The organism is Ralstonia insidiosa, from assembly GCF_008801405.1.
GTDB classification, from domain to species: domain Bacteria; phylum Pseudomonadota; class Gammaproteobacteria; order Burkholderiales; family Burkholderiaceae; genus Ralstonia; species Ralstonia insidiosa.
This window is the reverse complement of record NZ_VZPV01000002.1, coordinates 321,534-345,050: the sequence shown is the minus strand read 5'-3', so window position 1 is coordinate 345,050 and position 23,517 is coordinate 321,534. Positions and strand designations below refer to the sequence as shown.

The 23,517-nt window shown below is 65.0% G+C and carries 19 protein-coding genes; 8 read left to right on the top strand and 11 right to left on the bottom strand.

Annotated features, from left to right (window positions below; all coding sequences use genetic code 11):
- Positions 1-6 precede the first annotated feature (6 nt).
- Together F7R11_RS18315 and F7R11_RS18310 are read right to left on the bottom strand one after the other, a co-directional pair.
- Positions 7-1,716: a rhomboid family intramembrane serine protease gene (locus F7R11_RS18315; RefSeq protein WP_064808919.1), complete on the bottom strand. Its 1,710-nt coding sequence runs from the start codon at positions 1,714-1,716 to the stop codon at positions 7-9.
- A 141-nt stretch (positions 1,717-1,857) separates the two neighbouring features.
- On the bottom strand, positions 1,858-2,661 hold the full coding sequence (locus F7R11_RS18310) for an AraC family transcriptional regulator (RefSeq protein ID WP_064808920.1): 804 nt from the start codon (positions 2,659-2,661) through the stop codon (positions 1,858-1,860).
- Between the two features lie 92 nt (positions 2,662-2,753).
- On the opposite strand from F7R11_RS18310, the gene F7R11_RS18305 reads away from it, so the two are divergent.
- The 3 genes from F7R11_RS18305 to F7R11_RS18295 all read left to right on the top strand — a co-directional run bounded on the left by F7R11_RS18305 (position 2,754) and on the right by F7R11_RS18295 (position 5,170).
- Positions 2,754-3,011 (top strand): hypothetical protein, encoded by a 258-nt coding sequence (locus F7R11_RS18305; RefSeq protein ID WP_064808921.1) that lies wholly within the window; start codon positions 2,754-2,756, stop codon positions 3,009-3,011.
- 181 nt (positions 3,012-3,192) lie between these two features.
- Positions 3,193-3,729, top strand: coding sequence for a GNAT family N-acetyltransferase (locus F7R11_RS18300; RefSeq protein WP_064809130.1), 537 nt, complete (start codon positions 3,193-3,195; stop codon positions 3,727-3,729).
- A gap of 136 nt (positions 3,730-3,865) precedes the next feature.
- The gene (locus F7R11_RS18295; protein ID WP_021192922.1) at positions 3,866-5,170 is read left to right on the top strand and encodes an O-acetylhomoserine aminocarboxypropyltransferase/cysteine synthase family protein; all 1,305 of its coding nucleotides are present in this window, start codon (positions 3,866-3,868) and stop codon (positions 5,168-5,170) included.
- Between the two features lie 50 nt (positions 5,171-5,220).
- Here F7R11_RS18295 and F7R11_RS18290 read toward each other — a convergent pair whose 3' ends face one another.
- The 6 genes from F7R11_RS18290 to F7R11_RS18265 all read right to left on the bottom strand — a co-directional run bounded on the left by F7R11_RS18290 (position 5,221) and on the right by F7R11_RS18265 (position 12,911).
- Positions 5,221-5,955, bottom strand: coding sequence for a hypothetical protein (locus tag F7R11_RS18290; protein WP_021192921.1), 735 nt, complete (start codon positions 5,953-5,955; stop codon positions 5,221-5,223).
- A gap of 106 nt (positions 5,956-6,061) precedes the next feature.
- Entirely contained in the window at positions 6,062-7,435 is a 1,374-nt protein-coding gene (locus F7R11_RS18285) for an amino acid permease (RefSeq protein WP_064808922.1), read from the bottom strand.
- Between the two features lie 97 nt (positions 7,436-7,532).
- Positions 7,533-8,018 (bottom strand): hypothetical protein, encoded by a 486-nt coding sequence (locus F7R11_RS18280; protein WP_064808923.1) that lies wholly within the window; start codon positions 8,016-8,018, stop codon positions 7,533-7,535.
- Positions 8,019-8,040: 22 nt separating this feature from the next.
- Positions 8,041-9,978, bottom strand: a complete 1,938-nt coding sequence (locus F7R11_RS18275) for a S8 family serine peptidase (RefSeq protein WP_064808924.1) — start codon at positions 9,976-9,978, stop codon at positions 8,041-8,043.
- A gap of 284 nt (positions 9,979-10,262) precedes the next feature.
- Positions 10,263-11,279, bottom strand: a complete 1,017-nt coding sequence (locus F7R11_RS18270; RefSeq protein ID WP_064808925.1) for a helix-turn-helix domain-containing protein — start codon at positions 11,277-11,279, stop codon at positions 10,263-10,265.
- A gap of 114 nt (positions 11,280-11,393) precedes the next feature.
- Positions 11,394-12,911: a sensor domain-containing diguanylate cyclase gene (locus tag F7R11_RS18265; RefSeq protein ID WP_064808926.1), complete on the bottom strand. Its 1,518-nt coding sequence runs from the start codon at positions 12,909-12,911 to the stop codon at positions 11,394-11,396.
- Between the two features lie 341 nt (positions 12,912-13,252).
- Between F7R11_RS18265 and F7R11_RS18260 the strand changes: the two genes are divergently transcribed.
- The 3 genes from F7R11_RS18260 (at position 13,253) to F7R11_RS18250 (ending at position 18,255) form a co-directional block, all read left to right on the top strand.
- Complete coding sequence (locus F7R11_RS18260) at positions 13,253-13,441, top strand: hypothetical protein (RefSeq protein WP_064808927.1); 189 nt, start codon at positions 13,253-13,255, stop codon at positions 13,439-13,441.
- Positions 13,442-13,804: 363 nt separating this feature from the next.
- Positions 13,805-16,471: a bifunctional lysylphosphatidylglycerol flippase/synthetase MprF gene (gene mprF / locus F7R11_RS18255; RefSeq protein WP_064808928.1), complete on the top strand. Its 2,667-nt coding sequence runs from the start codon at positions 13,805-13,807 to the stop codon at positions 16,469-16,471.
- Entirely contained in the window at positions 16,468-18,255 is a 1,788-nt protein-coding gene (locus F7R11_RS18250) for a virulence factor (protein WP_064808929.1), read from the top strand. Before mprF ends, F7R11_RS18250 begins: the two co-directional genes overlap by 4 nt.
- Here the strand turns inward: F7R11_RS18250 and F7R11_RS18245 are convergent.
- Complete coding sequence (locus tag F7R11_RS18245; protein WP_064808930.1) at positions 18,252-19,226, bottom strand: AraC family transcriptional regulator; 975 nt, start codon at positions 19,224-19,226, stop codon at positions 18,252-18,254. The genes F7R11_RS18250 and F7R11_RS18245 overlap by 4 nt on opposite strands.
- 143 nt (positions 19,227-19,369) lie before the next feature.
- On the opposite strand from F7R11_RS18245, the gene F7R11_RS18240 reads away from it, so the two are divergent.
- Together F7R11_RS18240 and F7R11_RS27065 are read left to right on the top strand one after the other, a co-directional pair.
- Positions 19,370-20,224 carry an NAD(P)H-binding protein gene (locus F7R11_RS18240; RefSeq protein WP_064808931.1) on the top strand — a complete coding sequence of 285 codons (855 nt, stop codon included), beginning with the start codon at positions 19,370-19,372 and terminating at the stop codon, positions 20,222-20,224.
- A gap of 87 nt (positions 20,225-20,311) precedes the next feature.
- Positions 20,312-21,067, top strand: coding sequence for a glycine-rich domain-containing protein (locus F7R11_RS27065; RefSeq protein ID WP_064808932.1), 756 nt, complete (start codon positions 20,312-20,314; stop codon positions 21,065-21,067).
- An 8-nt stretch (positions 21,068-21,075) separates the two neighbouring features.
- Here F7R11_RS27065 and F7R11_RS18230 read toward each other — a convergent pair whose 3' ends face one another.
- Complete coding sequence (locus F7R11_RS18230; protein ID WP_064808933.1) at positions 21,076-22,788, bottom strand: SulP family inorganic anion transporter; 1,713 nt, start codon at positions 22,786-22,788, stop codon at positions 21,076-21,078.
- A 98-nt stretch (positions 22,789-22,886) separates the two neighbouring features.
- A complete protein-coding gene (locus tag F7R11_RS18225) occupies positions 22,887-23,399 on the bottom strand; it encodes a DUF3761 domain-containing protein (RefSeq protein ID WP_064808934.1) in 513 nt (170 codons plus the stop codon).
- Between the last annotated feature and the right edge of the window lie 118 nt (positions 23,400-23,517).

Sequence of the window (23,517 nt, the reverse complement as noted above, 5' to 3'; positions counted from 1 at the left end):
CAAGCGCTAGTTGCGCGCGCGACGCTGCAGCGCTTCGGAGTCTCGCCGCATCTGCTTGCCGATTTCGACCAACTGCGTCTTGATGCTGGCCAGACGTTGCGGATCAGGCGAGGTGATGCCGGCGCTTTCCGGCACCGCCATGACGGTCAGGTTCATTCCTTCAATCATGAGATCCGCACAGAGCGTGGCGTTGCGAACCAATGCAGCGCGAGGGTCATTCTGCGGCAGATTGGCGGCGTGCAAGGCCTGCGCCGCGCGCCGAATCGCCGGCATATGCACTGTCTGATTGCGTTCGATTAACTGGCGGGCAGATAGCTTGCCAGCGGCAAAGGCGTGTTCGTCCGCTTGCAAGGCTTGGACTGCGTTGCCGAAGGAACTCAGGCCGTGAACAACAGCCGTGCTGTTCGCAAAGAACTGACGGTGATCAAGCGTTGCGATTGGCGCAAGGAAGGCCAGCAGGCTAATGCCTGCAACCGCCGCCGCCAGGGCGATAGCGCAACGACTACGCAGCACCTCGCGGTAGCGCTCCATGTTGAACCGAGCGGGCAGGATATAAGCCAGCGCACATCCACCGACCAGCCCCCCGATGTGTGCAGCGTTGTCGATGCCGGCTGTGATCAAGCCCTGCACCAGCGAGTAAAGGATGAAGGAGCCCAGTTGTGTGAGGAGTCGCTTGCTTAGCGCCTCCGGCATCTCGTCGCGGTATCGGCTCACCGCGACCAGCCAAGCCCCGGCGACACCAAATACTGCGCCAGATGCACCAACGCCAATCGCATGCTGTGCCGAGAACGACAGGCTCAACGCGCTGCCGAGTAGGCCGGCGCCCAGGTAAATCAAGACGTATGCGACAGGTCCGTAGATGCGCTCGACCGCGACGCCTACGGAGTACAGCCCGATCATATTGATCACCAGATGGACGACACCTGCGTGCAGGAAGATGGCGCTCAACAGGCGCCACCATTCGCCGTGCTGTACTTCGTAGGCAGCGTTTCCACCGAGGTTGAACAGTGTGTCCAAAGGGGTTTGCAAAACGCTTCCACCAAGCAACAGCGTTACCAACCAGACCAGCATATTGAGTGCGATCAGGATGTAGGTGATGCGAGGTTTGGGAGCGAGTGCCTTGAGCTTTTCTTCGAACTTGCGCTCGACTGCAAACTGGTTAACCGGAGTCGACCGATCAATTGCGCCGCCCTTCTGTAGTTGCAGGTGGATATGGATAGAGTCAAGCAGGCGCTCACGGTCGGCGGCATCAAACGATGAGAGCACCAGCCGCCGCTTGGAAGGGTCTCTGCCAAATCGAAAGCCCCGCTTTTGCGCCGCGCCGGTCGAGCTGTTCAATCGAAACAGAAGGTACGACGTGCCCTGCACCGTTTGTACGATCACACTTTCGATATCGCGCCAGAGATAGCGTTTCTGCTTGCCGGGAAACAACCCAGAGGTGATATCGCTTCGAGTGAGTGTGATCAGCGGCTGCCCACCACCCTGCTGCCGACGTAAAAACCAGTCGAGGGCAAGCAGGAGCGGCAAGATCACCCCAGCGGCGATGAGCTGGGCTTTTGTGCGGCCGTTCAATGCAAGCAAGCTGATGGCGAATGCGCAGCCGAATCCGATCCAGATCGAGATGCGCGTGGTTTTCAGCGGGTTGCGTTTGGACGGGAAGAACGTTTCTTGCCGTGGATCGGGTGTTGCGATACCGCCAGACTTCACTTGATCCATCGTCCCCCCGGAGCTTGGATGTTTAGTCAACTGAGTCGCCAATGGTAAGACCTTCAAACTGGCGCGTCATGTATCCGAACGTTGGTGTCAGCTGCGTTCTGAGGCCGCATTGCCAGACACCATTGCCGCTGCGTGAGCTGCTCAGGAAGGCATCGGTAGGTGCATGCATCCGCCGGCGGCATACCGCCCCGGCGTGATGCCGAAGGTTGCACGAAACCGGGCAATGAACGCGCTGACGTTGTCGTAGCCGAGATCGAGTGCCACTGTCGTTACCGGCGCGCCGGCCGCGAGCTTTTCCAGCGCGCACATCATGCGCAGTCGGTGGCGCCAGGTTTCAAATGCATAGCCGGTTTCGCTGGCAAATCGCCGGGTGAGCGTGCGCGGGGCAACAGCGGCCCAATCGGCCCAATCCTGCAGACGCCGGGTGTCGGACGGGGCGGCAATAAGCGCGTTGGCGATCTTGCGCAGGCGAGTATCGATGGGCATCGGCAAGGCCGTGGGTGCTGGCGTGAGCGCGCGGATTTCATCGGCAATCACGGCAGCAATGCGTTGCTGCGCCGGGTCGAGCACGTCGTCAGCCCACGTTGCCGCACGGGAGATTGCGGCACGGAGCAGCGCAGACATCGACAGCGTGCGCGGCACATCCGGCAAGTCTTCGCATGCGTCGGGCGCGAGGTAGGCGGCCCAGCCTACGAATGGTCCGTGCGTCTCTGCGCCGTGTTCTACGCCGGGCGGAATCCATATGACCTGTCCCGCAGGTACGACGCTACGGCCTTCCGCCGTCTGCACGGTCAGTACGCCGGCATCTGTCCCGAACAACTGTCCGCGCGCATGGCTGTGTGGGGCGGTGGCGCGTGGCGAATGGCTGGTCTGATCGACCGCGTAAAGCCATCGGCCATCGGTCGATTGCACACGCTGGGCAGGAAGCAAGGGTTGGGATGGCATGGCCTGAAAAGCGTATCAAATGGCCTATATGGCTGAGTCAGGCCAATTTATCGGCTCTACAGTGGTGCGGTCAATCACCCTTGGAGCACACCATGCGACCCGAAGATGTTTTGTCCGATACCGCCAACTTTGCCGACTTTGATGGACTGACGATCCGCAAAGGTACGGTGGCGGCCTTCCTGGCCAACGCGCAGGCGTGGTTTGACCCTAAGGCTGATGCTGCTGAGCGTGCTGAGGCGGAGCGCTTGTTGCTGGAGGCTGTGCCGGCGCTGCGGAAGCTTGGGGTGTTTGCCGTGCTGGAGATTCGCGATGCGGCGTTGCGCAGGTTGGTGGAGGGTGCGCCTGGGTAGGCCGCTGGCCGTTGTTTGGGGCCGACCCTGACCGCTGCCGCCGTCGCCACTTTCCGCGCCGGAGCGGTCACGGTCGGCAGTGGAGAGAAGCGCTTGGCTGGTGCGATCAGGCACGAGCCCTCGACGCATGCAGCGATGAAGCTCAATACAATGCCGCTGAACGAACCATTCGAGGTGCATGTTGAGAATCGATTGCGCTCCAACGTCTGGCTACCCTGGCATCACGCTTCGGCAACTTGAGCGCGCCGACATCGACGCTTGGTATGCGTATCTGAAGCTCCCCCAGGTCTTCGAGCACACGAGCTGGAACCTGTCGTCTCCAGCCGACCTCAACGCGCAGTTCGAGGGCTATGCGTCCACGTCACCCGAATCGATCCGCCGCATGGCTGTAGTGGACGAGAGCGCGGGAGCGTTGATCGGGACGATCGGGTTTCACAGCATTTCCGACGTGAACCGGACGGCGGAGATCGCCTACGACCTTTGCCCGTCGCACTGGGGCAGAGGCATTGCGCATGCAATCTGCACATCGGTCACCGCGTGGGCGTTTGTCCAGTACGGCTTTCTTCGCGTGCAGGCGACGGTCTTGACCAGCAATGCGCGATCGGCACGCGTACTGGTGGCGTGCGGGTATCAATACGAGGGGCTGTTGCGCTCCTATCGCATGGTTCGGGGAACGCCGGGAGACTTCGTGCTCTACTCAAGACTCGCCACGGACTAGGGCGGTTGTCTTTCGGGCTGCGCAAGGGGCACAACGCCGCTCAAGCTGCCACGGCATAAGCAAAGACAAAAACGATCGTTTGTGCGCCGCAGGGCTGCCCATATGCTCGCCGGATCAACCCTCCGGAGACGCAACGATGACGCAGCCCACGACGTCCACCTCGCCCAACTGGAAACTCGACACCCTCGCCGTCCACGGCGGCTACAGCGCCGACCCGACCACGCGCGCAGTGGCGGTGCCGATCTACCAGACCGTCGCCTTTGCGTTTGACGACACGCAACACGGTGCTGACCTGTTCGACCTCAAGGTCCAGGGCAACATCTACTCGCGCATCATGAACCCGACCAACGACGTGCTGGAGAAGCGCGTTGCGGCGCTGGAAGGCGGCATTGGCGCGCTGGCGTTGGCTTCCGGGCAGGCGGCCGTCACGTATGCAATCCAGACGATTGCGGAGGCGGGCGACAACATTGTCTCGGCCAGCACGCTGTACGGCGGTACCTACAACCTGTTTGCGCACACGCTGCCGCTGTCGGGCATCACCACGCGCTTTGCTGACCCGCGGGACCCGGCCTCGTTCGAAGCACTGATCGACGATCGCACGAAGGCCATCTTTGCCGAGACCGTCGGCAACCCGCTGGGCAACATCACCGACATTGCTGCGCTGGCGGAGATTGCGCACCGGCATGGCGTGCCGCTCATCGTCGACAACACGGTGCCGACACCGTATCTGGTACGGCCGATCGAGCACGGCGCCGACATCGTTGTGCATTCGCTGACCAAGTACCTGGGCGGACACGGCACCAGCCTGGGTGGCGCGATTGTCGATTCGGGCAAATTCCCGTGGGCGAAGCACAAGGCGCGCTTCAAGCGCCTGAACGAGCCGGATGTGAGTTACCACGGCGTGGTCTATACGGAAGCGCTGGGTGATGCGGCGTACATCGGCCGGGCGCGCGTGGTGCCGCTGCGCAATACCGGCGCGGCGCTGTCACCGTTCAACGCGTTCCTGATCCTGCAGGGCATCGAGACGCTGGGCTTGCGCATCGACCGCATCACGCAAAACGCCGCACGCATTGCACGTCATCTTCAGGGGCACGCCAAGGTGGAGTGGGTCAACCACGCCAGCCTGGACGATCACCCCGACTATGCGTTGGCGAAGAAGTACCTCTCCGGCAAGGCACCGGGGCTGCTGACGTTTGGCGTGAAGGGCGGGTTTGCGGCGGGTGCGCGCTTCCAGGATGCGCTGCAACTGTTCACGCGGCTGGTGAACATCGGCGATGCGAAATCGCTCGCGACGCATCCGGCATCGACCACGCACCGGCAGCTTTCAGAGGCGGAGCTGGCCAAGGCCGGCGTGCGGCAGGAAACTATCCGGCTGTCGATCGGCATCGAGCACATCGATGACCTGCTGGCCGATCTGGATCAGGCGTTGGCGCAAGCCTGATCCGTGGGCGAGGGCGGGCATGCCTTGTGGCTGCCCATCGCCCTCGCGGCTTATCGTGCGGTCAGTTGATACGACTCCAGCTCTGCCGTGAAGCGCTGGCTGCGTACGCCGCCGCTGTTGTAGTACTCCTCGATCGACTTCACCCAGCGGCCCACTTCCGGCACGTACCACATGGCCTTGTAGGTGCGCCCGGTTGCCTTGCCTGGCTGGGTGCGTTGCACCTGCGTGACCATCGTGGTGCCACCTGCTGAGGTGTTGGCGGCTTGCGTCACGTTGCTCATCGGCGCCAGTTCCGCATTCCACTGGCCTTCGGCTTCGATCTTGATGGCGTTGAATTTGCCAGCAGGCACTTCCACTGTTTCGTAGCCGATCACCTTGTAGTGGGTGTCCAGCTGCTCAACCGTGTGGGCCTTGTTGGGGTTGTGTTCGGTGAAGGACACGTCCCAGGTCTTGCCAGGTTGCAGGGGGAACGCGAGCGAGCGGTTGACCGTGGTTTCCTTGCCATCCACGTTGCGGATGCGGCTCCAGTCCGTGCCGGCAATGACCTCAACCGGCCCGGTCGGTGCGCCCTTGGCCTGGACGGTGTAGTAGATGCTGGATGACGTGGTTCGCACGACGGTGATCGTGTCGTGCGACTGCTTCCAGCCGGAAGGCCCGGTCTCGACGGTGTTCTGATACGTCCACTGATCACCACTCTTGACGACCGGCGCATCGGCGGACTGCGCCGCGGCAATCAGCGGCATGGAGAGGGCAAGAGAGGCGACAACCAGCTTGGCCGAGATCATGGTCAGGAGTTCGCTAAGCGTTTCGTAAGATTGCGATCCTATCTCACAACCCCGCCAAACGCGTGTCAGCCGGGCCATCAAGAAGAGGGGTGTCGCGCCCGAGCGACTACTTGCGCCGCACCCAGCGGAACACCACCGCCATCACCACCAGAAACGGCACCCCCACCACCAGCGTCATGCGGAAATCCGCCATCCATGCCGTGCTGACGATGATGACCACCATAGCGACGGCGCCCATGAGGGTCAGCACGGGGTAGCCCCACATCCGGAACCGCAGCGCACGCCCTTCATGCTCCACTGCACTACGGAAGCGCAAGTGCGTGACGAAGATGACGAGCCACGTGAACAGCGCGCCGAACATCGCCAGCGACATCATCAGAAGGAACGAGTGGCCGGGCAGCACCACGCTCAGCACCGCCGCCAGCGCCGCGCCGGAGCTGGACACCGCCAGCGCGCGCAGCGGTACGCCGCGATTGCTCACCACACCCAGCGCCCCTGGTGCCTGCCCGCCGCGCGCGAGGCTGAACAGCATGCGCGTGGACACATACAACTGCGCGTTCATCGACGACAGCGCCGCGGTCAGCACCACGAAGTTCATCACACCCGCACCGCCGGCAATGCCCAGGATTTCCATGACCCGCACGAACGGGCTCTTGCCGGTGCCGGCCTCCTGCCAGGGCACCACGGCCAGCATCAGCGCCAGCGTGCAGAGGTAGAAGAACACCAGCCGGAACAGCGTGGAGCGGAACGCGCTGGTGGCAGCGGCCTCGGGCTCGCGAGCCTCACCGGCGGCCACGGCAATCAGCTCGATGCCGAAGAAGCTGAAGATGCTGACCACCGCGCCAAACCACACGCCAGACCAGCCGTGCGGCAGGAAGCCGCCCGCATCCACGTAGTTGTGGAAACCGATCGGCCCGCCATCCGGTGCGCGATAGATGGCATAGCTCGCCACGGCCAGAAACGCGACGATGGCCACCACCTTGATCATCGAGCACCAGTATTCCGCCACGCCAAATACGTCGACGCTGCTCGCATTGATCCACACCAGCACCGCCGAGAACCCGACGATCCACACCCACGCCGGTACGCCCGGAAACCAGTACGCCATATACACCGCCACCGCCGTCACTTCCGCGCCGATCACGAACACAACCGCTGCCCAGTACGCATAGCGCACCAGGAAGCCGGCGAGCGGGCTGACGTAGTGCTCGGCATAGGCACCGAACGAGCCGGTGGTGGGGTGCGCGACGACCATTTCGGCCAGGCAACCCATCAGCAGCAGGGCGATGACCGCGCCGATGGCGTAGCTGGCAATCACGCCGGGGCCGGCCAGCTGGATGGCCGCACCACTGCCCAGGAACAGGCCGGTGCCGATCGCGCTGCCGATGGCGATCATGGTGAGTTGCGCGGAAGAAAGACGGTGCTGCAAGCCGCCTTCGCGTGCGGCGAGTGCTTCAAAGCTGCCGGAGGCCTGGGTCATGGTACGAGGCTCGGTAAAAGGTCGGGATGATACGCCCTCATGCAAAACGCCCCGCTCGGGGCGGGGCGTTTGCTCAATTGCATGCCGGTTAGGCGGATCAGCGCGCCACGGGCTTGGCGTACCGCACCGGCACATCCACCCGCGCTTGTGGCAGCAGCTTCCTGATCTGCGCACGTGCATCCACCGCGTCCTGGAACGATGCAAACCGCAGCGTGCTGATGCTCGTGTGGCCGTAGTACTCCGCCGATACGGGCGTGACTGCCAGCCCCGCCACCGCCTGGCGCACGCTGTCGACCGCCACCTGCGAGACGACGACCTCGTTGCGGCTCTCGCCGACCACGCCACGCTCGTTGGCCACTTGTGTGACGGCTGCAGAGGTGGCGCCTGCGGACTTGGTGCGTGTACCACTGGAGAGCACCTTGAACGACTGCGATTCGATCTGCACCACCGGTGCGCTTGCATATTGCGCCAGCTCCTGCGTTGTCAGGTGCTTGCCGACCACCAGGTCTGCCGCCTGGCATGCCGAACCCATCGAAAGGAGCGCCGCCAGCGCCACGGTTTTGATAACAGTTGGATTGATCATGTTGAAAGGTCTCCGAGCGTGCTTACTTGGCGGCAATCACGCGATACTCCACGGCCAGCGGCGTGGCCAGGGTCACGGTGTGCGTACCACCCTGCGGCTGATAGGTCGAACAGGTATTGGTCGGCACGCCGCTCACGGCGTAGACCTCCCACGTGCCGGCCGCGTTCTCGCCATAGAAGGCATAACTGCCCAGGCCGTACTTGTTCACGGCACTGGCGCCGTTGTTGTAGTAGCCGTTGTACGGCAAGGACAATGCCGACACCGTGCCTGCTGGCGATTTCACGAAGAAGCCGACACTGCCCACACACACCGAGCCCGACACGCGCAGTTGCAGCGCATCGACCTTGTCGCTGCCCGACACGTTGAACTGGCCCAGCTTCTGCACCGAGCCGTAGTTCAGTTGGTTGACGTTGCCAAAGGCCGCCGCAAAATCCGGTACCGAGAGGGCGGCAGGTTTGTACGCGGTGTATGCCTTGGCCATCTTGACGGCTGCCGAAGCATCCACCAGGCCGAAGCCGTACCACGTGGAGTAGGCGTAGCCGGCACCATTGGTTTGCCAGCCGTAGTCCAAACGCGCCGTGGTTGCGCCGTCGACCAGGGTGGTGCTGGTGTCGGCCGTCAGGGTGCCGCTGGTCAGATCCACCTTGGCGTTGCGGTTGTCGCGGCTGCCGTAGTTCGGGTCGATCTGCCTGGCGGTGGCGCGCAGGATCTCACGCACATCGCGCCAGGTCAGGTTCGGGTTGGCCGACAGCATCAGCGCGACCACGCCGGACAGTGTGGGTGTGGCCGCCGACGTGCCGTTCATGCTGGAGTAATCGCATTTGGCATTGTCTTTGGTGTTGGTGGCCGATCCGCCGGTCGCAAACTCATTGGTTCGGGTCACGCCATTGCGGCTGTAGCCGCGCGCGCAGCCGGAAAGATCGGTCGAGAAGATCTTTGGGCCCGATCCGACCTCGCCGTACTTGCCGCCTTCCCCCGACTCACCGCCCAGCCCCGTGATCCAGTTGACGGAGCCTGCGTTGGAGTAGCTCGACTTGACGCCAAGTGCATTGGCCGCGCCGACGACGATGACGCCCGGCTCCAGCGCTTCAGGATCGTTCGCCGGATTTTCGCAGCTGATCAGGCCGGCCTGGCCGCCCAGCGTGGGGCACTGGCGTAGCGGCTGACCCGTCACGCTAATCTCTTCGTACTCGTTGCCCGACGCCTTGAGCATGACCAGTCCTCGCCCGCCACGCAGATTCGGGAAGGCGCGCACTGCTGCTTGGGTGGAGGTTGCGGTGTCGTACTCCAGCGGCGCGATCGGGTTCTCGCCATACGAGGCATTGATGATGTGACCGTTCTTCGACCATGGAGCACCGCCGTACGCCTTGGGAATGTCTTGGCCATTGACCAGAAACCGCGCACCACCCAGCGTCGCGCGCGGTGCGATGCCCATCACACCCTTGCCGTTCTGCGCACCGGCAATGATGCCTGCCGCGTTGGTGCCGTGTGCAGCGTCCACGTTGGCGGGAATATCTGCCGGCGTTGGGTCAGCCGAGCCATCGTCGAAGTTGTACGTCATGTCCGAGTTGGCATTGGCGTACAGGTCTTCGTTGTGCACGTCGATGCCGTCGTCCAGCACCAGCACGTTCACACCCTGGCCCTTGATGCCGGCCCTGTGCGCATCTTCCACGTTGATGTCGGTCGTGCCGTTGGCGACCAGGCCGAATGCCGCAAAGAAGCTCGTTGCCTGCTTGAGTGCCCATTGGTAGGCGTACAGCGGCTCGGTACTGCCGGTCTGGCAGGCGTACTTGGCGTCTACGCCGGTTTCAGCGCAGGTGGATGCCGGTGGCGTATTGCCGCCGGTGTTGCCGCCGCCATTGGTTGCCGTGTTGGTTCCCGAGTCCCCACCGCCGCATGCGGCCAAGGCCACCGTGGCGAACAGCGTCAAGGCAAGCGTCTTTCCCGTTATGTCTTTCACGAGACCCTCGTTTTGTCGTTGTGTGTTGTGCAAGGCGCAGATGCTTGCGCCGCTCCGACCTGTTCGACGAAGCGAGAGCACGAGGGCCGTATTTGCCGCAAGCGCGCAGGCGCCAATCAGGTCGGGCCGGATGCTCGCATGCATGCTGGTAGCGGTTCAATGAAGAACGCCGCGCCGGCCGTGAACTGGTACGGCCGTCGCGGGAACCTGTCAGCGCGTCTCAGGGCGAGCGCGCTTCAAGTCTTGGGATGGGATTGGGAGGGAGGGGTAGCTGCGCGTGTGTTTCAGCGCATCTGTACGACCCATGTCCGCCAGTCTTTGTGCTGCACGAAGGGCAGCGCAGCGGCACGGCCTTCCTGAGCCAGCATGCGTGTCTCACGCGGCGACATGCCCGACGCCCGGCGATACGCGCGTGCAAAGTTGGATGCGTCGGAAAAGCCATAGGTCTGCGCGATCTCGGCCACCGAGCGATGTGCCTGCGAGCGATTTGCCAGGATCGCGTGACATTGCCGCAGGCGCTGCAGGCGCAGGTAGTTGAAGAAGCCGCCTTCGCGTTCAAACAGCCGGTAGAGCGTGGCGCGCGAAACACCAAACTGCGCCGCAACTGCCTCGGGCGTGAGGGTGAGGTCGGCCAGGTTGTGCTGTATGTGCCGGCAGATCGATGCGAACAGGCTTTCCTTGACGGCCGTGGCATTGGCTTCTGTCACCTGGCAATTGATGGCTGCGGCCGCCAGTTGCAGCGTGCCCGGAATGATGGCTTGCGCTTCTGCGGCACTCAGTTGTCCGGCGGTTCGATACAGGGCGCACAGGTGGTCGCGCAGCAGGCCGACCATGGGCGCATCGCCGCGCAACAGGCGCATGCTCAGTTCGTCAGGCGACCGCAGTTCCGGAGCCAGCAGGCGCCGCGGCACGACCAGGCTCAGGAAGCGGCTGTCGCTGGTGCTGGTGGCCAGTGGCTGTGCGGCATCGACGATGAACAGGTCTCCTGGCCGGGTGACGGTGCCACTGGCGCCGTCACGCTGTCCGCAATTGCCTTCGAGGTAGTACTGGAGCACATAGACGTCTACGCCGTCACGCCCGAGCTTGGAGCGCGAGCGGTCGTAGTGTTGTGCCTGCGCGCTGATCATGCCCAGCCCAGCCTCGCCGCACAGATAGGCATCCACGCTGGCGCGAAAGCCGTGCGATTGCGGTGCGGCAGACCGGGTGTCGAACAGCACGTTGATGGCCTCTCGCCACGCGGCGAACTGATGCTCGCGCGGGAGTGCACTCGTATCGAAATGAGAATGCGGGGGTTTGTTCATGGCCGGTTCCTCGGAGCCACCATTGTGCAAAACCCTTGCGTGATGGTGGCATGCCCCCAAAGTGGGGGGGGGCTACGGTACGGGCATCAGTGCCTGCTGCGCAAGCGGCTGCATCTACACCACCGCCAGCTTGGGCCGCTCCTGGCGCGGGATGACCGCGTTGCGCCCGGCAGCCTTGGCCTCGTACAGCCGCCCATCGGCCAGTCGCAGCAGGTCTTCGGCGGTGTCTTCGGCCGTGACGATGCCCGTGTGCACGGCCACGCCGATGCTCACCGTCAGCTTGCCATGCGCGCTGCCCGCGTTGGGCTCGTCGGCGGCCAGCACGGCGGTGCGGATGTTCTCGGCCACGCGCACCGCGCCGGCCAGATCGGTACTGGGCAGGATGGCGCAGAACTCCTCGCCGCCGTAACGGCCGGCAAAATCGCCCGGGCGCTTGATGTTGTCGTTCACGCAGCGCGCGACAGTGCGCAGGGCCGTGTCGCCGGCGGCGTGGCCGTAGCGGTCGTTGAAATGCTTGAACTCGTCCACGTCAATCATCAGCACAGCCAGCGGCATGTGGTTGCGATTGGCGCGGCGCCATTCCACGTCCAGCGTGGCATCCAGTGCGCGGCGCGTGCCCAGGCCGGTCAGGCCATCCGTGTTGGCCAGCCACTGCAGTTGCTGCTCCATTTCCAGCCGCTTGCGCAACTGCTTGGCAAACAAGACCGACAGTGTCATGAACACCGCATCGAGCAGCAGCACGATGCTGCCGATCACCCATGCGCGCTGCCGCCATTCGGCGTAGATGTCTTCGGTGGCCAAGCCCACCGCCACGATCAGCGGGTGCTCGCCGATATGGCGGAAGCTGAACAGACGCTCGATGCCGTCAGTCGCGGCCATCTCCACGTAAGACCCTTCGGGCGACAGCAGACGCCGCTGGAAGGCCGGGCTATCGGCCAGGCTGCGGCCGATGAGTGTTTCGTTGTATGGGCGGCGCATGAGCAGCGTGCCGTCGGAGCGTACCAGCGTCACGGTGGCGCGCGGCCCGAGGTTGAGGCCGTCAAAGAGCCGCCGGAAGTAGTTCAGCCGCAGTGTGCCGACCACGATGCCCTTGAATTCGCCATGCGGCCCGTTCAGGCGCCGGCTCAGTCCCAGTGATGCATCGACGCCGTTGATGCGCGGCTTGAATGGCTCGCTGATATAGAGGCCGACATCCGGGGAGCCCTGATGCACCTGAAAGTAATCGCGGTCGCCCACATGGATATGCCGCGGCGGTACCGCGTGCGAATCGATGATGACGTCGCCCGCCGGGTTGGCCACCAGCAGCGAGCCCAGGTCCTGCGCGTTGGTTGAGCGGTCGAACAGCACCAGTTGCCGGATGTCCTGGGGCAGGGCGACGATCTTCGGGTCCCGCATGCCGTCGATCACGGCCTGCAGCGACAGGTCGTACACCTCGATGTTGCGGGCGATGTCGCGCTGCAGGATCAGCGAGAGGTTGTCGGCGGCGTCGCGGGCACGTGCCAGCGCATCGACGCGCATTTCCCACAGCGACAAGGCCGTCAGTGCGGCCAGCAGCAGCGACAGCGCCGAGGCACCGATGATCAGCAGGGGAGGGTGCCGCAAGAGGGCGCCGATGGTGCGCTGGAGAGGCATGCGCGTGAGGTGAAAACAGTCAATGTGGAGGGTTTGAAAAGGTTGTCTTGATTGTGTACCGGACTCCACCTGGCTACGCAATATCGCCTAGAGCGTTTGTCGGGTTTGCAATCGTTTGCGCGGTCGCGGCGACGCAGCAGTTGTCGTATTGATGTCGCGACCGGGTCCGCCACTTGCTGAGCATCCCCTGAGTATCGTGCACGTCGCGCCCGACTGTGCACGGTCCAGCGACACATGCCCGTGCCACGCTGCACCGCCGCCTTTGCTGGTCGCCGATCGCCCACCGCTGATTGCCGGTTGCCCGGATTGTCTATGCTGGGTGAGCCCTCTTGGAGAACGCCATGCCAGATGACCGTGTCTCGTCCGCCCCTGTGCCCGCCAACCCGCATCCGCCTGTGCCTGACTCGCACGAGGAGGCCCTGCTGGACGAGGGCCTGGAGGAGACATTTCCCGCCAGTGACCCGGTTTCCATCGACATCGGCAAGCCGGATGTGACACCAAAAGCGCCGGGGAGCGCGCCCGCGCCGTAAAATGTGTGTTTGCGTGTCAACGAAACGGCGGTTTTGTCCGTGTTACGTGGGATCAGAAACAATCGTGCGAATTCAGCGTGCGCATTGCAGGAGCAATCGGCAGAGCAACCGGTGCGCCGGTCGGAGGCTGTTCCGGCCCGGACGACAACACGCCAGCACCGGCAAGTCGGGGTCAATTCATGATGTCGATGCCGCACATGTGGCAGCCGGGCGCTTTGCTCGCCACCGTCTCCCGTCTGCGCGCCGTGGGATTCGCTATAGGGACATCGCCGGCGCTTGTATTCCGTCTATCAGGTTGGGATCCGGCGCCGCTTGACCCAAACCAGCCAAACCAGCCCAGCCAGCAGGATCTCGTTTCACACCATGCCTGACGCCGCGTCCCACGACGCCAGTCCCAAACCTCACCGATCGCCGGTCAAGCAGGCAGCGCCCGCGCCTGCTGAAACTGCGGTTGTTTCCCGCCCTGATGCCGATGCCAGTCGTGGTTTTGGCCTGGGCAACTGGACCGTGCTCGGCATCGTGCTGATCGTCGGCGCGCTGGTGTTCGACAGCCTGTATGCGTTGCTCGACCACGTGCACTACGCCGATATGGTTGCCGCATTGCATGCCACGCCGCGCTCGCACGTGTGGCTGGCGATTCTGGCCACCGTGCTCAGCTATGTCGCCCTTACAGGCTACGACGCCTCCGGTCTGCGCTATGCCGGTGCGCAGGTGGCGCCCGGCACGGTCGCCACGACGTCCTTCATCGCTTATGCGCTGGGCAACACCGTTGGCCTGGGTTCACTGACAGCCGGGGCGGTGCGCACGCGCCTGTACACCGCGGCCGGCCTGGACGCAGCGCGGGTGACCGAGGCGGTCGCCTTTGATGCGAGCGCGTTGGGCGTGTCCACCACGGCTTTCGGCGCGATCGGGTTGCTGTGGGGCGCCTCTCATATTGCCGGTATCACGCACCTACCGGCAGCGTTGCTGGAAGCGGTTGCGCTGCTGGTGCTGGCTGGCGTGTTTGCGCTGCTGGCGCTGTGCATGCGCCAGCGCCACGTCACGTTGTTCGGCCGGTGGGAGATCCGCCCGCCGCCGCCGGCGCTGGCGGCGCGCCAGTTCGTGATTTCAGCGGCAGACCTGAGTGCGGCGGCTGCTGCGTTGTGGGTGCTCATGCCAGCGGGTGCCGTTGACTTGCCTACTTTCGTCGCCTTTTACGCACTGGCTGTCACGCTGGGCGTGCTGAGTCAGAGCCCGGGCGGCCTGGGCGTGTTCGAGGCGGTCATCCTGCTGGGCTGCAGTGGTCAGGCGCCGCCGGCCGAGGTGTTGGCCGCGTTGCTCCTCTACCGAGCTATTTACTTTCTGCTGCCGTTGATCGTGGCTGCAGCCATGCTGGGGGTGTTCGAGTTGCGCTCGGGGGCGGGGGCGCCCTTTGCTGCCCCATTCGGTCGCGCGGCGGTCAAACTGTCGCCCGGCCTGCTGGCTGCGCTGACCATGGTGGCGGGTGTGATGCTGCTCGTCTCCGGCGTCACCCCCGCCACGGATGAAGCGGAAGACCTGCTGCGTATGCATGTGCCGCTGTTTGTGGTGGAAGCGTCGCACATGATCGGCAGTGTGGCGGGGCTCATCATGCTGTTTGTCGCACGCGGACTGCTGCACCGGCTGGATGCCGCATGGTGGGCGGCGCTGGTGCTGTCGCTGCTCACGGGCGTGCTGGCGCTGCCCAAGGGCATTGCGGTGTCGGAGATGGTGGTGCTGGTCACGCTGGCGGTGCTGCTGATCATCTCGCGCCGGCAGTTTGATCGGCCGTCGTCGCTGTTCTCGCAGCGGCTGGAGGTGGGTTGGCTGGCTGCCATGGCGTGCGTGTTTGCCGCCTGCGTGTGGATCCTCTTCTTCGCCTATCGCGAGGTGGCTTACGCCAACCAACTCTGGTGGCAGTTCACCTTTGATGGCGATGCGCCGCGCTCCATTCGCGCGCTGATGGCGGTGGCGGTCACGGGCCTCGGCTTCGGCATGTGGCAGCTCTTTCGCCGCGAGCCCGGCGAGACCATTTGCCCGAGCACGGAAGAACTGGCCCGCGCCGCAGAGATCATCCGCAAGCAACCCGCCGCAGACGCCGCGCTGGCGCTGATGGGTGACAAGAGCCTGCTGTTCTCGCCGTCGGGCAACGCGTTCATCATGTATGCCAAGCAAGGTCGCTCGTGGGTAGCGCTGGGCGACCCGGTGGGCGCGCAGCAGGAGTGGCCCGAACTGATCTGGCGTTTTATCGAGATGGCCGACGCGCACGGTGGCCGCGCGGCGTTCTACAAGACGCGCCCGCAAACGCTGCCGCTGTATCTCGATGCCGGCCTGCGTGCCTACAAGCTGGGTGAAGAGGCTTATGTGTCGCTGCCCGAGTTCAGCCTCAAGGGCTCGCGCCGCGCCAACCTGCGTCATGGCGTGACGCGCGGCGAGCGTGAAGGGCTGTCGTTCGAGATCGTGCCGGCCGAAGGCGTGCCGGCGGTGCTGGAGGAGTTGCGCGCCATCTCCGATGAGTGGCTGCACAACCAGAACGCGCGCGAGAAGGGTTTCTCGCTCGGCGCGTTTGAAGACCGCTATGTGCTCAGCCAACCGGTGGCCATCGTGCGGCGCGAAGGCGCCATCCTCGCGTTTGCCACGCTGATGTGCCCCGATGTGCTGCGCATTGAAGCGAGCGTCGACCTGATGCGCCAGCGCGGCACCGTGCCGCCGGGCACCATGGACTTCCTCTTCGGCAAGCTGATCCTGCACTTCCAGGCCGAGGGCTATCAGCGCTTTGGCCTGGGAATGGCGCCGATGTCGGGCATGGTCGAGCATGAGCTTGCGCCGCGCTGGCACCGCTTCGGACGGATGATGTTCCGCCACGGCGCGCGCTTCTACAATTTCCGTGGGCTGCGCAGTTTCAAGGACAAATTCGAGCCGGTGTGGGAACCCCGCTACCTGCTCGCGCGCGGCGGGTTGGCGCCGCTATTCACATTGACAGACGTTGCCGCACTGATCGGCGGCGGGCTGAAGGGAGTGATCTCCAAATGAGTTGGCAAGTACCGCGCACGCAAGAGGCGCGGCATCGGGGAGTGCGACGTATCGGACAGTACGTGGTGGCAGTGGCCGCCACGGCAGTCGTGTGCTGGCTGACGACATCGCCGGCCGTGGCTGCGGATGCGCCTGCGGCAGCTTCGGCGCCTAAGCCCACGCCGGTGCAAGGGCCGGTGCTGGTGCCGCAGGTGGGTATGACGGGTGCCAGTGGCGTGACAGCCGTGCCGCCGCAAGGTGACATGCCGCCGCGTCTGCAGATGAGCGCCGCCGCTGTGACCGCCAACAAGGCAGCCAACGGCGGCGTGCTGTCGCTGCCCGTGGTGGCGCCGGCCACACCTGCTGCCGCGCCGGGTGCCGTCGAGTTCGTCACGCACGGGCGTTTTCGTGATGTGCCGGTCTACAAACCGAAGGGCGAAATCCGCTCTGTCGTGCTGATGCTCTCGGGCGACCAGGGCTGGACGCCCGCCACCTCGCGCATGGCGCAGAGCCTGGCGGAGCAGGGCGCGCTGGTGGCCGGCCTCTCCACGCCCGCACTGTTTTCAAGCCTTGAGGCGGATCTGGGCGACTGCGCCTTCCCCGACGGCGATCTGGAGAACTTCAGCCGCTTCCTGCAAGCCTACGAGAAGGTGCCGGGCTACTACCCGCCCATCCTCGTGGGGGACAACGAAGGGGGCGCACTTGCCTACGCGATGATTGCGCAGGCACGCCCGAACATCTTTGCCGCAGCCATGTCGATGGAGTTCTGCCCGGTGCTGGAGCTGCGCAAGCCGCTGTGCAAGGGTGAGGGCGTGCACTTCAGCCGTCGCCAGAGCGAGAGCCGCACCACGGCGAAACGTACTAAGCCACCGGAGAACGCAGGCGTGGTGCTGCTGCCGGCCACGAAGCTGTCGGCGCCGTGGGTGGCGCTGCAGTCGGGCACGCTCACGCCATTTGCGCGTCGGTCGGGTCCGCTGTGCGAGGCACGCGCCACGCAAGCCTTCATCGATACGATTTCCGGTGCGCAGTCGGTTGCGCTGCCCGCTGTGCAAACGGCTGCGCCGAGTGGCGCCAACGTGCCCCCCGTGACGGCAAGCGAGCCGTTCAAGGCCGCCTTCGCCAAGCTGAACGCGCAGCGCAAACCGCCGCCCCCGCCGCCGCCTGCAGCCGTGTCGGATCTGCCGATCATCGAAGTGGCTGCGCAGCCCGGCACATCGTCGGAGCTGTTCGCGATCCTGCTGTCGGGTGACGGCGGCTGGGCGGGGCTCGACAAGGAGGTGGCGGCCGCGTTGTCCAAGTCCGGCGTGCCTGTGGTCGGCATCGATTCGTTGCGCTACTTCTGGACCCCGCGCACACCGGCCTCGGCCGCGGCCGACATGGACCGCCTGGTGCGCTTCTACGCCGCGCGCTGGAAGAAAAGCAAGGCGCTGCTGATCGGCTATTCGCAGGGTGCGGATGTGCTGCCCTTCATCGTCAACCGGTTGCCTGCCGCATCGCGCGAGCATGTGGCATTGGCCGTGATGATGGGCCTGGGCAAGCGTGCCGATTTCGAGTTCCACATGACCAACTGGGTGTCGAGCAGTGCGTCGGGCCTGCTGATCCTGCCCGAAGTGCAAAAGCTGCCGGCCGGCCTGGGGATGTGCATCTACGGCAAGGAAGAGAAGGACACCAACTGCCCTGGTCTGGACCCGAAGCAAGTCCAGCTCGTGAAGCTGCCCGGCGGTCATCACTTTGATGGCGACTACGCCAAGCTGGCACGCATCATTCTGGAAGGTGCGCGCGCACCCGGCGCAGCTGCGCGCTAGGCCATCGCTTCCGGGGTTACGCTGCGTCGTGCGGCTCCGGGCGTCACCCCATTGAACCGTTTGAATGCCCGGCTGAACGCCGCCTCCGATTGGTAACCCAGCCGGCTGGCGGCCTCGGCCAGTGGCAGGCGGTCTTCCTGCAGCCAGCCCAGCGCAATCTGCATGCGCCAGCGCGCAACGTATTGCATGGCCGGCTCGCCCACCAATCGTGTGAAGCGCGCGGCAAATGCCGAGCGGGACATCGCGGCCGCTTCGGCCAGCGCACCGAGGGTCCACTCCCGCGCGGGCTCGCGATGGATCAATGCCATCGCACGGCCAATCTGCTTGTCCTGCAATGCCCCCACCCAACCGCTGCGTGCAGCCGGATCGCGCTCAATCCAATCGCGAATCGCGAGGATGACGAGAATGTCCGCTAGCCGCGTCACCATGGTTTCGCCGCCGGGTTGAGGCATGCGGGCCTCGGCGGCCATGAAGCGCAAGGTTTGCTCGATCCATTGCGCGTGCGGTGATTGCCGGCTGTCGATGCACAGTGCCGCCGGCAGCAGTGCCGCCAGCCGTTGCGCAGCCTGGTGGCCGAAGCGTACGGCGGCGCAGATCATCTGTGCGGGCTCGCCGCTGCCGCCATGGCGCAGCACTTCATAACGCTCGCTCATCAACTCGCGCGGCAGATCGAACAGGCCCGCACACGCCACACCCGGCTGGCTGGTCAGCCGATGCCCGGTGCCACGCGGCACGATGGCCAAGGTGCCGGGGGCGAGTGCGCGTGCCGGCTCACCCTCCACCTCCAGCCAGGCGCGGCCGCTGGCCACCACGTGCAGCATCATGCAGTCGGGCACGGGCGGCAGCGCCAGCCCCCACGGCGCGGAGAACTCCGAGCGGCAATAGAACACGCCGCTCATGCGCAGAAAGTGCAGTGCTTCGCCCAGCGGGTCGATGTGGGTCCAGGGAGGTGGCGTGCTTGTCGAAGTCATGGCGACATCCTGAGCAACAACGTGCCGATTGTGCGCTGATCTGGACGATTGAGCATGAACCGCGGACGCCCGGTCACACCTGGAATGGGCCCGCTTTCCATACTGGAGGCGTCTCCCACCCCAACGCTTTCAGGAGTTTCGCCATGCAGATCGTCCAAGCTTTCCCCATCTCCTCCGTCCTCGTTCTGGGCGCCACCGGCAAGACGGGTGCGCGCGTCGCACAGGGTTTGCGTGTGCACGGCGTGACCGTGCGTGAGGGCTCGCGCAATGCCAACCCGGCCTTTGACTGGGAAGACCCGACCACCTGGCCCGCAGCATTGGCCGGCATGGACGGCGTCTATATCACCTACCAACCAGACCTGGCCGCGCCGGGCGCCGAGGCAGCCATCCGCGCATTCGTTGCGGCGGCCAAGGCAGCCGGCGTGCGCCATCTTGTGCTGCTCTCCGGCCGTGGCGAGCCCGCAGCACAGCGTTGCGAAGCCATCGTGCAGAACAGCGGCCTTGCGTGGACGTTGCTGCGCGCCAGCTGGTTCAACCAGAACTTCAGCGAAGGCCATCTGCTGGAGCCCGTGCTGGCCGGTGTGATTGCGCTGCCCGGCGGCAACGTCGCCGAACCGTTTGTTGATGCCGGCGATCTGGCTGATGCCGCCATCGCCGCCTTTACCGACGCGCGCCACATCGGCCAGTTGTACGAGATGACCGGCCCGCGCGCGCTGACCTTTGCCGAAGTGGCTGACACCCTGAGCGACGCGCTCGGCCGCGACATCCACTATCAGCCGATGGAGACGGATGCATACGTGGAGATGCTCTCCGACTACGTGCCGCGCGAGTTTGCGGTGTTTCTAGGTGGGCTGTTTGCCGAAGTGCTCGATGGCCGGAACGTGCACGTGGCCGATGGCGTGCAGCGTGCGCTGGGCCGGGCGCCGCGGGATTTTGCGGACTATGTGCGGGAGGTGGTCAAGACGGGCGTTTGGGATACGGCCGAAGCGATCCGATAGCGCGTCGAGTATTACCAGCACATCGCTCCGGTTGCCCAATGGCGCGGCATAATGGCCGCGCCTATTAGCGCGATTCGGGGGGATCGGATGGCAGCACTCCAAACCGGGGTCATTGTGGTCGGCCTGGTTGCCACGCTGGCCGCATTTTCAGTGCGAGGGCGCTTCAAGAGCGAACAGCGTGAAGCGTTCATCCAGAACTACCGCTGGCCGCCAGGCCTGCTGGAGCGCTTTGCCGAGAAGCATCCCGATCTGACCCCTGCCCAGCGCGAGCAGGTCGTGCGCGGGTTGCGGCAGTTCTTCCTGGTCCACCTGCGCAGTGATTGCGACTATGTGTCGATGCCCTCGCGCGTGGTCGATGACCTGTGGCACGAGTTCATCCTCTACACACGCGAGTACCGCGATTTCTGCCGGCGCGCATTCGGCAAGTTTCTGCATCACCTGCCCTCCGCCGCACTCTCGCCGTTGCGCAAGCGTTCCAACGTCGGGCTGCGCCGTACATGGTGGTGGGCTTGCCGGGAGGAGTCGATCAACCCGCGCCACCCCGATCGGCTGCCGCTGCTGTTTGCCATCGACCACCAACTCGCCATTCCCAACGGCTTTCACTACGTGCCGGATTGCGCCGCCATCCTGCCCGGTGGCGAGGTCATGCAATGCGGCGCCGATTTTGCCAGCCGCCGCATTGACGGCACCATCGAGGGCCTTGGCAGAAAGCGCGACAGTGGCTGTGGTGCCAGCAGTGGTTGCGCCGGCAGTGGTGGCGATGGCAGCGGTTGCGGCGGCGACGGTGGTGGTTGTGGAGGCGACGGCGGTGGTTGTGGCGGTGGCGGCGGCGGTGGCGACTGAGTCCGCCGTCAGTGGCCGGTGCCGTTCTCCGCCAACGACTGCACACACTCATCCACGCTCAGTTCATGCAGCATCTCGGGCCGCAGCGTGTCGTCCGTCGCGCGTTGCAACACCGCCAGCGCACGCGGCTTGAGCCGCACGAACATCAACTGCAAACCGCGCGCCGCACATTCCGCCGCAAAGATGCGCAGCGCCTCGATGGCGGAGCCATCCACGTCGGGCGTTTCTTCCAGGCTCAGCATGACGGCGCGCAGCGGTGGTTGCTGCGGGGCTTGCAGCAGCGCGCGCACCTTGCCCAGCACACGCTCGGTGTTGGCGAAGAACAGTGGCACTTCCGGCCGCACGATCAGCACGCCGGGCAGCGGTTTGGCATCCGGGTGCAAGGACACGTCCACAAAGTCATGGCTGTCACGCAGACGGCCGAGCAGGCTGACGGTCGGCTCGGACAGCTTGCGCAGCGTCAGCAGCAGGCTGACGCCAATCGCGGCCAGCAGCCCGTGCAGCACGCCCAGCACCAGAACGGCGAGCAGCGCGGCAATCACCACGAGCCGATCCCGGTGCCACGACCAGTACGGCTTGAACACGCTCGGGTGCAGCGAGTGGCTGACCGCAAAGATCACGATGGCCGCCAGCACCGGCTCGGGAATGCGCGCCAGTTGCGGCAGGAACAGCCAGACGATCAGCGCCACCACCACCGCTGCGCACAGCCCGGCTAGGCGTGACTGCGCGCCTGCGGCCTCGTTGGCAGAGGTGGCGGAGTAACCCGCGCCCACCGGCATGCCGTGCAGCAGGCCCGAGAGCAGGTTGGCGCAACCCAGCGCGATGAGGTCTCGGTTGGCGGAGATGCCATCGCCATGTTTGAGCGCGAAGTTGCGGATGGACCCATACGACTCGGCGTACAGAATCAGCATGAGCGCGAAGCCGAGTTCGATGCTCTGCATCCACTCCGCACGGCCAAGATCGGGCACGCCGAAGCTGATGTTCTGCAAGTCGATATGACCGACCACGGCAATGCCATACGCATGCCAGTCGAGCCAGTAGCCCGCCGCAATGGCCAGCACGATGACGACGAGCGTGGCCGGAATGCGGCCCCCCCAGCGCCCGAGGCCAAACAGCAAGGCAAGCGCCACGGCACCCAGCGTCGTGCTGTAAGGGTTGGCGCTGGCTGCGCCGCTGAGCAGGTCTAGCGCAACGCGCGGCGTGTCGCTGTGGTGGACCGCCACGTCGAGAATCTTCGGCAACTGCTTGATGGCAATCGTCAGCGCCAGCCCGAAGGTGAAGCCGCGCAGCACCGGCCGCGCGATGAAATCCGACATACCGCCCAGCCGCCCCACGCCTGCGAGGATGAACAGCAAGCCTGTGGCAATGATGAGCGCCGACGCCAGCGTGAGCGCTGTGCCTGCGTTGCCGGGTTCCGAGAGCACCGTCGCAAACAGCACGGCAGCCGACGATGAGGTGGCCGACACAATCGCAAAGCGGCTCGACCCGATCAGCGCATACACCACCAGCCCTGATAGCAGTGCGATCAACCCGGCCTGCGGCGGCAGGCTGGCAATCCCTGCATACGCAACGGCTTCGGGCAGCAGCAGGCCCGCGATCGAGAACCCCGCAATCACGTCACGCAGCACGCGCTGCTGCGCAGGCAGGGGCGGTGTGCTCAATGGCGCGTAGTGGTCGGGGCGCTGGAGGGCGGCGGAAGGATGTTCGTAGCGGGGGGGCATGCGGTGCAACGGTGAGGCAGAAAAGGAATACGCCGCAACCCAAGTGGGCCGCGGCGTGCGGGGCGCGCTTTAGATGGTTCGAGCGCGTCTGATTCGGCTTACTTGGTACAGGCCTTGCCGTGGCTTGCGTGCAGGCCCTGGGCCTTGGCATCGGCCTCGGTCATGTACGAACCTTGCTTGGTCTTGCCGTAGTAGCGGTCGCCCGGGCAGTGGTAGACCTTGGTGCTGGTATTGGCCCACACCTTGTCGGGGCCGCCGCCGGGGGCGACAGCGCCGGCTGCTGCTGCTGGCTTGGCAGCGGCTGCGGTAGCGGGTGCGGCCGGCGCAGCAGGTGTGGCCGGGGCGGCTGCGGCGGGCGCGGCGGCCATCGGTGCTGCAGCGGCTGGTGCGGCGGCGGAAGCGCCAGCAGCGCTGGCCTTCTTGTCTACGCCGCCGTGGCCATGGCAAGCCCCCTTGAGCGTTGCACCGGAATAAGGCGTGCCGTCCTTGCAGACCGCGTGGACAGCGGCGGGCGCAGCTGCCGGTGCCGTGGCCGGTGCGGCAGTGCCCTGCGCAAACGCCGAGCCCATCATCAGCGCGCCCATCGAAAACATCAACGCAGACAGTTTCATAACGAGACCCTCAACGAGGCACGGAGATACGTGCGTGACCGATTAACGCCGGGGTAATGCTTGCGTTGACCAAACCGAGGGTTTGTCTGAGGGCAAACGCCCCGGTGTTGATCATTCC

Excerpts from the sequence above, each read along its gene's own strand:
- F7R11_RS18270 (WP_064808925.1), bottom strand. The coding sequence starts at position 11,279 with ATGAACAAACCCCCGCATTCTCATTTCGATACGAGTGCACTCCCGCGC.
- F7R11_RS18285 (WP_064808922.1), bottom strand. The coding sequence starts at position 7,435 with ATGACCCAGGCCTCCGGCAGCTTTGAAGCACTCGCCGCACGCGAAGGC.
- F7R11_RS18290 (WP_021192921.1), bottom strand. The coding sequence starts at position 5,955 with ATGATCTCGGCCAAGCTGGTTGTCGCCTCTCTTGCCCTCTCCATGCCG.
- mprF (WP_064808928.1), top strand. The coding sequence starts at position 13,805 with ATGCCTGACGCCGCGTCCCACGACGCCAGTCCCAAACCTCACCGATCG.
- F7R11_RS18240 (WP_064808931.1), top strand. The coding sequence starts at position 19,370 with ATGCAGATCGTCCAAGCTTTCCCCATCTCCTCCGTCCTCGTTCTGGGC.
- F7R11_RS18250 (WP_064808929.1), top strand. The coding sequence starts at position 16,468 with ATGAGTTGGCAAGTACCGCGCACGCAAGAGGCGCGGCATCGGGGAGTG.
- F7R11_RS18230 (WP_064808933.1), bottom strand. The coding sequence starts at position 22,788 with ATGCCCCCCCGCTACGAACATCCTTCCGCCGCCCTCCAGCGCCCCGAC.
- F7R11_RS18310 (WP_064808920.1), bottom strand. The coding sequence starts at position 2,661 with ATGCCATCCCAACCCTTGCTTCCTGCCCAGCGTGTGCAATCGACCGAT.
- F7R11_RS18315 (WP_064808919.1), bottom strand. The coding sequence starts at position 1,716 with ATGGATCAAGTGAAGTCTGGCGGTATCGCAACACCCGATCCACGGCAA.
- F7R11_RS18295 (WP_021192922.1), top strand. The coding sequence starts at position 3,866 with ATGACGCAGCCCACGACGTCCACCTCGCCCAACTGGAAACTCGACACC.
- F7R11_RS18305 (WP_064808921.1), top strand. The coding sequence starts at position 2,754 with ATGCGACCCGAAGATGTTTTGTCCGATACCGCCAACTTTGCCGACTTT.
- F7R11_RS18260 (WP_064808927.1), top strand. The coding sequence starts at position 13,253 with ATGCCAGATGACCGTGTCTCGTCCGCCCCTGTGCCCGCCAACCCGCAT.
- F7R11_RS27065 (WP_064808932.1), top strand. The coding sequence starts at position 20,312 with ATGGCAGCACTCCAAACCGGGGTCATTGTGGTCGGCCTGGTTGCCACG.
- F7R11_RS18245 (WP_064808930.1), bottom strand. The coding sequence starts at position 19,226 with ATGACTTCGACAAGCACGCCACCTCCCTGGACCCACATCGACCCGCTG.
- F7R11_RS18280 (WP_064808923.1), bottom strand. The coding sequence starts at position 8,018 with ATGATCAATCCAACTGTTATCAAAACCGTGGCGCTGGCGGCGCTCCTT.
- F7R11_RS18265 (WP_064808926.1), bottom strand. The coding sequence starts at position 12,911 with ATGCCTCTCCAGCGCACCATCGGCGCCCTCTTGCGGCACCCTCCCCTG.
- F7R11_RS18225 (WP_064808934.1), bottom strand. The coding sequence starts at position 23,399 with ATGAAACTGTCTGCGTTGATGTTTTCGATGGGCGCGCTGATGATGGGC.